This is a genomic window from Saccharibacillus alkalitolerans (assembly GCF_011090185.1).
In the GTDB taxonomy this organism is placed as follows: Bacteria; Bacillota; Bacilli; order Paenibacillales; family Paenibacillaceae; genus Saccharibacillus; species Saccharibacillus alkalitolerans.
Genome location: NZ_JAAFGS010000003.1, coordinates 722,292 through 731,307, shown reverse-complemented (window position 1 = coordinate 731,307; position 9,016 = coordinate 722,292). Strand labels below are relative to the sequence as shown.

Sequence of the window (9,016 nt, the reverse complement as noted above, 5' to 3'; positions counted from 1 at the left end):
TTTTGATGTGAGCAGACGTCGCCCGTTTTCCCGCTGCTCTTCCGCTTTTACGGTCGCAGACTTCTTTTTCGCCCGAAAAAAATGCGTTGGGATTAAGCGTACCGCTGCTATCCTTTCGATTCGGACGAGAGGGACTTGTTTGCCGGCCTGCCCGGCCCTTGTTCGGGACCGATTTGACAACGTTCTCATTTTGCTGCAAGGTAGAGAATAGAGGAATAGAGCAAACGATTGCACAAAAGGAGGAAAATAAGCAGATGTGGGGCAAACGGACAGGGTACGACAAGGAAGGCCGGCGGGTACATATTCATTTCGAACACGGCGAAGGGCAGATCGAGGTCGTAAGCCCTTGGGTTGTCAACGTATTTTCGCCGCTGTATACGCAGGAACGGGAATCGCGGGCCGTCGAGCATCCGAATGCCGCGTTTGAGGAGTGCGAGTTCCGGCTCAGCGAACGCGACGGACGAATCGAGATCGCGACGGAGCAGTTGACCGTGCGCGTCTACGACCATTTCCATGTGGATTTCTACGATGCCGCCGGCACGCCGCTGTGTCTCGATTATCGCGGCGGCCGCGATCCGTTCGTGCGCCGCGGCAACGTGGATATCGCCGAAGAAGAAGGGCATGACGCCATGCGGACGAGCGGAGAGCACAAGATCCAGATTCTCAAGGCGATGGAAGGCGGAGAGAAGTTCTACGGACTCGGGGACAAGACGGGCCCGCTCAACAAGAAGGGCTACGAATACGAGATGTGGAACACCGACGATCCGTCTCCGCATGTGGAAAGCCATAAGTCGCTGTATAAAAGCATTCCCTTTTTCATCACGCTGAAGGAACGGGCGGCGTACGGGCTCTTTTTCGACAATCCGTTCAAAACGTTCTTCGATCTGGGAAAGGAAAACGCGGATTATTATTACTTCGGCGCCGACGACGGCAATCTGGATTATTACTTCATCTACGGACCGGACATGAAAAACGTGGTCACGCGCTATACGGGACTGACGGGCCGCACGCCGCTGCCGCAGCTGTGGACGCTCGGGGCGCATCAATCCAGATGGTCGTACGCGCCGGAAGCGAGAGTCATGGAAATCGCGGAGAAGTTCCGGGAGCATGACCTGCCGCTGGACGCGATTCATCTCGATATCGATTACATGGACGGCTACCGCGTGTTTACGTGGGACGGCGAGCGCTTCCCCGACCCGGCCGCGATGATGGACAAGCTGAAGGAGCAGGGCATCAAGATCGTGACGATTATCGATCCCGGCGTGAAGAAGGACAGAGGCTATTCGATTTACGACGAAGGATTGAACAAAGGATACTATGCCACCGACCGCGACGGCGTGACGTACGTGAACACGGTGTGGCCGGGCGATTCCGTCTATCCGGACTTTTCCGACGAGCCGGTGCGCCGATGGTGGGCGGGCAATCAGAAGATCATGACGGACGCGGGCGTGGCGGGCATCTGGAACGACATGAACGAACCCGCAAGCTTTACGGGTCCGCTGCCGGACGACGTGCGCTTCAAAAACGACGGACGGGAGACGGATCACCGCGAAGTCCACAACGTCTACGGGCATCTGATGTCGAAATCCACGTTCGACGGCATTTTGGAAGCGACGGGAAAGCGGCCGTTCGTCATCACGCGGGCCGCTTACGCGGGCACGCAAAAATACTCGACGGTGTGGACCGGCGACAATCAAAGCTTCTGGGAGCATCTGCGCCTGTCCATCCCGATGACGCTGAATCTCGGCCTGAGCGGCTTCGCCTTCAACGGCTGCGACGTGGGCGGCTTCTCTCACGACTGCACGCCTGAGCTGCTGGCGCGCTGGGTGCAGGTCGGCGCTTTCAGTCCGCTCTTCCGCAACCATACGGCGATCGGCACGCGGGACCAGGAACCGTGGGCTTACGACGAAGCGACGCTGGACGCGTACCGCAAAGCGATGAAGCTGCGCTATCGGCTGCTGCCGTATCTGTACGACCTGATGCGCGAAGCGGAGCAGACCGGTCTTGCGCCGACCCGTCCGCTCGTGCTGGAGTTCCCGGAAGATCCGGCCGTGCACGAGATCGACGATCAATTCCTGTTCGGCAGCCGGATGCTGATCGCGCCGGTGGTGGAGCAGGGCAAGCGGCATCGTGCCGTCTACCTGCCGGAAGGCAAATGGTATGACTTCGTCACCGGCGAAGCGCAGGAAGGCGGACGTGCGATTCTGGCCGACGCGCCGCTCGACGTCTGTCCGATCTATGTGCGCGCGGGAGCGTTCCTGCCGACCTATCCGGATCAGAAGTACGTCGGCGAGCGAAAGATCGAAGAGCTGCTGCTGGACGTGTATCCGGGCACCGGAGAATACGTGCATACCCAGGACGACGGCGAAAGCTTCGATTACCGCAGCGGAGGCTACAACGAATATCGTTTTGAACAGACGGAGCGGGACGGGGAATTGGAGATCGCCTTGGAAAAGACGCATGCCGGTTACGCGGACGCTTATCGTTCGTTCCGGATCACGGTACACGGCCTGAACGCTTCTTCGGTCGAGCTGGGCGGGCAAGCGGTCGAGTTCTCGTCGGGAACGGAAGGGACTACCTTCTCGGTTCCGGCGGACGGCGGCAGAATTCGGTTGACGCGGTAAATCGGCATCCGCGCAGCTTCCTTGTTCGTCCGATTCCGAACGTTCGCGAGAGGGTGCTGTCCGCGCTCGAGCGGGGCCCGGCTTAAGTCTGGTCTGGACGGTCCCGGTTTCAGCAAGCGCCGAAAAGGGGAAGAATAAGATGGACGGCGGAAACGAACAACCGCCCATATTCTTTGAACCGGAGGTGCCTGACCATGGCCAAGATTGCAGTGGAACAGCCGTTTGCCGACGTGAAAGAAGCGCTGGAGGAAAAAGGACACGAAGTGAAGCTGTTCGAAAGCGACGAGAACATCAGCGGATACGATCTCGGCGTGGTGCGGACGCTGAACGACGGAAATTCGGATCAGTTCGACTTCCCGGTCGTAAGCATCGAGGGAATGTCGATCGACGAAGTCGTATCCCGCGTCGAAGACACGCTGAGCCGGCTCTCTTGAGCGCTCTGCCGGACTAACCCAGCTCCAAACGGATACCCTGCAGCGAAGGACGCGGCACAGTCGCGTTCCCGGACCGCAGGGTATTTTTTGTCAGGCGGAGGAGAAGGGGAATGAGCGGACCGATTTTTCCGGCTCCGGGGCAAAGGGGTTTTATTCCTGGACGCGGACTCTATATAATAGAAGAAAGAGATTCGGTCCGACAGGGCTTCGATCCATGACTCAACACAACCGGAGGAATCAAATGAAAACGATCAAAGAATTTATCGAAGGCGACGACATCACGGGGTTCTACCTGCTGAAATCCGCCGAGTTGAAACAGACGAACGCCACTCCGCCGAAAGATTACTTCGATCTGGTGCTGGCCGATTCGAGCGGCGAAATTCCGGCCAAGTTCTGGGACGTCAGCATTGCGGACAAAGAGACCTTTTTCGCGCCGATGCTGGTGAAGGTGCGCGGCGTGGTTCAGAAGTATAGGGAAAAGCCGCAGTTCAAAGTCGTCAAGCTGCGCCCGGCCGATCCGGCCGACGGCTATACGCTGACCGATTTTATCCGTTCCGCGCCGGTGCCTCCGAACGATCTCGTCTATACGATCAAGACGACGGCCGCGGGCATTGCGGACACGGATCTGCGCCGCATCGTCGACTACTGCGTCGAGAAGGTCGGCGACAAGCTGATGCATTATCCGGCGGCCAAGGGCATGCACCATGCTTTCTATGCGGGGCTGGCCTATCATACGGTACGCATGCTGGAGCTGGCCGAGTTCATCTGCAGGCAGCGTCCGTTCCTGAACCGGGACCTGCTGCTGGCGGGCATCATTCTGCACGATATCGCGAAGACGGAAGAGATGACCGCCGAACTCGGCGTCGTGTCCGAATACAGCTTTACCGGCAAGCTGATGGGACACTTGGCGCTGGCTTCCACCTGGGTGACGGAAGCGGCGATCAAGCTGGACATGGACCCGACATCGGAAAAAGTGATCCTGATGCAGCATATGATTTTGGCGCATCATAACAAGGGCGAGTGGGGCAGCCCGGTGCAGCCGCAGACGGCCGAAGCGATCGCGCTGCATTACATCGATCAGCTGGACGCCAAGCTCCAAGCGGCCGAAGACGCGCTCGACATGATGCCGGACAACGAACAGTGGACGATTCCGCTGCGCGTGCTGGAAGGCAAAGCGCTGTACCGGGGGCCGAAAGACGGAGCCGGACCGGCGGAAACGGAAAAGACGGAATAATTGACGCGACGAAGCAGCATTTTCGACCTTAAGAAAAAGGCGGGAATGCTGCTTTTTTTAGAAGCTCGAAATTCTGCGTCAAGACTTGGCCGCGAACATTCCGGATGACTTTCAAAAAGAGAGTTGACAAACGAATTATAATGTAACTATAATAGTTACAAATGAAACGGAACCGTTCGCCTCTCCGATAACCGGTATTCCGGCGGTTGGCGAACGGTGTCCGAATTCTAATTAAATGGAGGTTTTACTTATGAAAATCGCAGTTATCGGCGCTACAGGCAAAGCGGGAAGTCTGATCGTTCAAGAAGCGAAGACGCGCGGCCATGAAGTGACGGCCATCGTGCGCGACGCGTCCAAGTTTAAGGAAGAAGGCGTATCCTCCGTCCAGAAAGACGTCATGAACTTGACGGCCGAAGACGTACAGGGCTTCGACGCCGTGGTGAACGCGATCAACATGCCTATGGGTCAAGAATCCGGTCATGTAGAAGCCGGCCGCAAGCTGATCGAAGCGTTCAAGGGCGCTCCTGAAACTCGCCTGATCGTCGTCGGCGGCGCGGGAAGCCTGTTCGTGGACGAAGCGAAAACGACCCGCCTGATCGATACGCCGGATTTCCCGGACGAGTACAAGCCGACCGCTTCCAACCAGGGCCAGAACCTCAAAGACCTGCAGGCTTCCGAAGGGCTTAAGTGGACATTCGTCAGCCCGGCGGCGTTCTTCGACGACCAAGGCGGCAGAACCGGCAGCTATCAGGCTGCGGGCGACGTTCTGACGACGAACGCCGCAGGCGACAGCTACATCAGCTACGCCGACTATGCGATCGCGATCGTCGACGAGATCGAGAGCGCCAAGCATGTGAACGAGCGCTTCAGCGTGGTGGGCGAGAAAGCCTGACTCCAAGGGCTAACAGCCGGTAAAGGCTTCGGAGAGCGGACTTTCAAGACAGCCTGAAGCCCTTTCTCCTGAAGGGGCGTCAGCGTATCCCAAATTCCAGTAAACCCGCCTCTCCAAACGGAGGAGCGGGTTTTTGTCATAGGCTCAGAGCTTAGGCATAACTGCGTATGAACAGCTAATTGGTCGCTTTTGGCTCAATCATCAGAAATAACGGCTTCAGAGCAGCTGTTTCACAAAAAAGAGGGGCAAAAAGCGCTCGAACACAAAATTAGCTGCTCTCCTGCATCTATTTCCTTAAAAAGATCGGTTTGAAGTAAAATAAGTGCTTCTATGCAGTTATCGAAGCACAACGACTCGCAGTATCAGGTCTACGCGAAAGAAGCTCTCTCCGGAAAGGCCTCCGGGCCTTGCTAAACGAAAAGGAATCGCACAAAAAAAGCGATCCCCGAAAGGATCGCTTCCATTTCTTGCTTCTCTTACTTCCCGTCGACCAAGTCTTCGATCGAAGTCGCTTCGACGTAAGCCGGAACGACCAGACCCGTCTTCACGCCGGTCATGTTGGCGCCGAGATCTTCGACTTTGTCTTGGTATTTCGCCCAGTAGTCGGCGTGGGTCAGCGGCAGCCATGCGGCAAGAGTCGCGTCGGCGTCGCCCTGCGCTACGCCCAGCCACATCGGGCCGGCGTCGACCTGCAGTTCTTTGACCGTATAGCCGAGTTTTTCGTGCAGGACGTATTTCGCGAGGTTCGTGCTGGCAACTTCCGAATCCCAGTTGACGAGAGCCAGCGTAATGGTGTCGCCGCTTACCGGCGCAATGCCGTCGGTCCATTCGGCGATGCGGTCGGGGTGAGCTTCGGCAAAGTCGGCCGCCGCCTTCTCGGGCGCGGTGCCTTCTTGAATCGCGACCATGATCTCGCCCATTTCGTCTTCCGTCCATTGGAAATTGTCCAGGAACTGATAAGCTTCCGGCTTGTCTTCTTTCAGCCCGAGACGGGCGATCGTATGAATCTCTTCGGCTTCGCCGTACGATTTCTTCGGATCTTCCAGATACTTCAGGTCATACTTCGCGAACATCCAGTGCGGCGTCCAGCCGGTTACGATGATCGGTTCTTTTTTCTTGATCGCTTTGTCGAGCGAAGCGGTCATCGCCGCGCTGGAGCTTTCCAGCAGCGTCCAGTCGCTGAGGCCGTAATCGTCGATCGCTTTTTGCGTGGCGTTCATGATGCCGGCGCCGGGATCGATGCCGGTAATTTTATGAGCGACTTGATCGCCCAGCGAAGCGTCCGAGCCGGAAGCGCTGGAGGAAGATCCTCCGCCGCCCGAGCAGGCCCCCAGTACCAGTACAGCCGCGAGGCTTGTCATGCCGAACCATTTTTTCGTGCCGAGTTTGATCTTTTTCATTACGCATTTCTCCTTTTTTGTGCAGGTTTGAAAATATTTTGGGACAAACGGTCGAGTACGATGGCGAGTACGACAACGGCCAAGCCGGCTTCAAAGCCTTGACCGATATGCAGCTGCGTGACGGCGCGATACACTTCGACGCCGATGCCCTGCGCGCCGATCATCGAAGCGATGACGACCATCGACAGCGACAGCATGATCGTCTGGTTAATGCCGGCCAGAATGGTCGGCATGGCCAGCGGAAGTTGGACCTTGAACAGCTTCTGCGCGCCGGTCGATCCGAACGCGTCGGCGGCTTCCACCAGTTCGCCAGAAACCTGCTGAATGCCCAGGTTCGTAAGGCGGATCGTCGGCGGAATGGCGAAGATGATCGAGGCGATCACGCCGGGAACCACGCCGAGGCTGAAGAACGTGACGGCCGGCAGCAGGTATACGAAGGCGGGCATCGTCTGCATGAAATCGAGCAGCGGCGTGATGATGTTCGAAGCGGCGCGGCTTTTCGCGCACCAGATGCCGATGGGGATCCCGATGATGATCGAGATCAAGCCGGACGTCAGCACGAGCGCCAAAGTGCTCATCGTCGCGTCCCAGTAGCCCAGATCCCAGATCAACAGGAAACCGAGCACCGTGAAGAGCGACAGCTTCCATTTGCCCGCGAAGTAGGCGATAACGGCCAGGATGACGATGAACACGATAGGGTGGGGAAAAGTGAAGATGTTCGTAAAGGAAGTCACGACTTTGTCGATCGCGGTAGAGATTCCTTCAAAAATTCCTTCCAGATTCATGCTCATCCAATCGACCGCCTTATCCACCCACTCCGCGATCGGAAGCTTGGGCAGCTCAGCCGATATCAAGTTGCTGTACATTCGCGTTCACCCCTTCGTTTTCCACTTCTCCGGCCATGGCGCCCAGCAGGCTGCCCCTGACCACAACCCCGAGCAGGCGGTTTTCCACATCGACGACCGAGATCGGAATCGGCGACGTGCTGCTGAGTTCGAACATTTCGCCGATCAAGCGATCGGGCGGAGATACCGGACAATCCGGAATCAGAATATCTTCGATCGAAAGCTTTTCTTTCGCGGCACGCGAGGCGTCTTCGGCCGTAATGGCGCCGAGCAGCCGTTTGCCTCGGTCGATGACGAATAGGTTCGAGACGCCGCGCTCGCGCATCAGCTCCAGCGCGACGCGAGGGCCGCGATCCCGCGTAATGGTCTCGGGGCGGCGCATGACGTGCGAAGCCGTAAGAACCTTCGACAGATCGACGTCTTCGACGAAGCGCCGCACGTAGCCGTTGGCCGGCTGAATCAGGATCTCTTCCGGCGTGCCGATCTGTACGACCTCGCCGTCTCTCATCAGCGCGATGCGGTCTCCGATGCGGAGCGCTTCGTCCAGATCGTGCGTGATAAAGATAATGGTCTTCTTCATTTTCTCCTGCAGATCAAGCAGTTCGTCCTGCATGTCCCGGCGAATGAGCGGATCGAGCGCGCTGAACGCTTCGTCCATGAGCAGCACTTCCGGATCGTTGGCGAGCGCCCGGGCCAATCCGACGCGCTGCTGCATGCCGCCGCTGAGTTCGTCGGGCCTTTTGTCTTCCCAGCCCTTAAGTCCGACGAGTTCGAGCGACTGTTTGGCTTTCTCGCGGCGTTTGGCCTTGGCCACCTTTTGAATTTCAAGCCCGTATTCGACATTGTCGAGCACGGAGCGGTGGGGGAAAAGCGCGAATTTTTGGAACACCATGCTGATCGTTTTGCGGCGCACCTCGCGCAGCTGCTCGGCATTCATCTTCATAAGATCTTTGTCGTGTACGAGAATTTGCCCGGCGGTCGGCTCGATCAGCCGATTGAACATGCGGACGAGCGTGGATTTGCCGCTGCCCGACAGACCCATAATGACGAAAATTTCGCCCTGCTCGATATCCATGTTCACCTGGTTGACCCCGACGGTGATTTGTTTCTCTTTGGCCAGCTTTTGTTTGTCATAGCCCTGCTCCAGTAACTTGACGCTCTGGGCGGCGTTAGGTCCGAACAATTTGCTTACGTTGCGGATGCTTAGAATCGGCATTTCGTTCACCCCTTCTGTTATTCAGTAAAAACGTGCTGCGAAACGGATCGCGAGTGCGGCTTGACGAACGAGCCGGGCTCCCGGAACCAAGCGAGTTTTGTGATACCAACGTCCTAAATGGTAACAAATTAATCCTTTGCTTTCAACCTGTAATTCTGTACATTAAGTACGTACAGTAAAAACTGTACAAAGTTATAGTCGAAAATGCTCGAAATTACTTGCGAATGCTCGCTCTTTGAAATCTTTACAATTATCAAACGTTCTCCTAGAATGAAGATTGGCAAATCGTGTGATGATCATGCAAAACGTGCATTGGCGCGCGCATGAAACGTGTACGACGCGCGTATTCGAATAGATTAAGTAGTTGAAAA

General features: G+C 56.8%; 7 protein-coding genes. 4 read left to right on the top strand and 3 right to left on the bottom strand.

Annotated elements, in window-relative coordinates; translation table 11 throughout:
- The first annotated feature begins 254 nt into the window (after nucleotides 1-254).
- The 4 genes from GYN08_RS12025 (at nucleotide 255) to GYN08_RS12010 (ending at nucleotide 5,184) form a co-directional block, all read left to right on the top strand.
- Nucleotides 255-2,624 (top strand): glycoside hydrolase family 31 protein, encoded by a 2,370-nt coding sequence (locus GYN08_RS12025; RefSeq protein ID WP_166274415.1) that lies wholly within the window; start codon nucleotides 255-257, stop codon nucleotides 2,622-2,624.
- 194 nt (nucleotides 2,625-2,818) lie between these two features.
- Nucleotides 2,819-3,058 (top strand): YkuS family protein, encoded by a 240-nt coding sequence (locus tag GYN08_RS12020; protein WP_166274414.1) that lies wholly within the window; start codon nucleotides 2,819-2,821, stop codon nucleotides 3,056-3,058.
- 241 nt (nucleotides 3,059-3,299) lie between these two features.
- On the top strand, nucleotides 3,300-4,292 hold the full coding sequence (locus GYN08_RS12015) for a 3'-5' exoribonuclease YhaM family protein (protein WP_166274413.1): 993 nt from the start codon (nucleotides 3,300-3,302) through the stop codon (nucleotides 4,290-4,292).
- A 250-nt stretch (nucleotides 4,293-4,542) separates the two neighbouring features.
- Nucleotides 4,543-5,184 (top strand): NAD(P)-dependent oxidoreductase, encoded by a 642-nt coding sequence (locus GYN08_RS12010; RefSeq protein ID WP_166274412.1) that lies wholly within the window; start codon nucleotides 4,543-4,545, stop codon nucleotides 5,182-5,184.
- 476 nt (nucleotides 5,185-5,660) lie between these two features.
- Here the strand turns inward: GYN08_RS12010 and GYN08_RS12005 are convergent, their stop codons facing one another.
- From GYN08_RS12005 to GYN08_RS11995, 3 genes are read right to left on the bottom strand one after another with little or no spacing between them, the layout of a single operon-like run.
- The gene (locus GYN08_RS12005) at nucleotides 5,661-6,584 is read right to left on the bottom strand and encodes a glycine betaine ABC transporter substrate-binding protein (protein ID WP_166274411.1); all 924 of its coding nucleotides are present in this window, start codon (nucleotides 6,582-6,584) and stop codon (nucleotides 5,661-5,663) included.
- Nucleotides 6,584-7,450: an ABC transporter permease gene (locus GYN08_RS12000; protein WP_206023698.1), complete on the bottom strand. Its 867-nt coding sequence runs from the start codon at nucleotides 7,448-7,450 to the stop codon at nucleotides 6,584-6,586. The genes GYN08_RS12005 and GYN08_RS12000 overlap by 1 nt, the downstream gene beginning before the upstream one ends.
- Complete coding sequence (locus GYN08_RS11995; protein WP_166274410.1) at nucleotides 7,425-8,645, bottom strand: quaternary amine ABC transporter ATP-binding protein; 1,221 nt, start codon at nucleotides 8,643-8,645, stop codon at nucleotides 7,425-7,427. Before GYN08_RS11995 ends, GYN08_RS12000 begins: the two co-directional genes overlap by 26 nt.
- Nucleotides 8,646-9,016 lie beyond the last annotated feature (371 nt).

What these genes read in the sequence shown, in the direction of transcription:
- GYN08_RS12025 (WP_166274415.1), top strand. Translation starts at nt 255, where the DNA reads ATGTGGGGCAAACGGACAGGGTACGACAAGGAAGGCCGGCGGGTACAT.
- GYN08_RS12020 (WP_166274414.1), top strand. Translation starts at nt 2,819, where the DNA reads ATGGCCAAGATTGCAGTGGAACAGCCGTTTGCCGACGTGAAAGAAGCG.
- GYN08_RS12015 (WP_166274413.1), top strand. Translation starts at nt 3,300, where the DNA reads ATGAAAACGATCAAAGAATTTATCGAAGGCGACGACATCACGGGGTTC.
- GYN08_RS12010 (WP_166274412.1), top strand. Translation starts at nt 4,543, where the DNA reads ATGAAAATCGCAGTTATCGGCGCTACAGGCAAAGCGGGAAGTCTGATC.
- GYN08_RS12005 (WP_166274411.1), bottom strand. Translation starts at nt 6,584, where the DNA reads ATGAAAAAGATCAAACTCGGCACGAAAAAATGGTTCGGCATGACAAGC.
- GYN08_RS12000 (WP_206023698.1), bottom strand. Translation starts at nt 7,450, where the DNA reads ATGTACAGCAACTTGATATCGGCTGAGCTGCCCAAGCTTCCGATCGCG.
- GYN08_RS11995 (WP_166274410.1), bottom strand. Translation starts at nt 8,645, where the DNA reads ATGCCGATTCTAAGCATCCGCAACGTAAGCAAATTGTTCGGACCTAAC.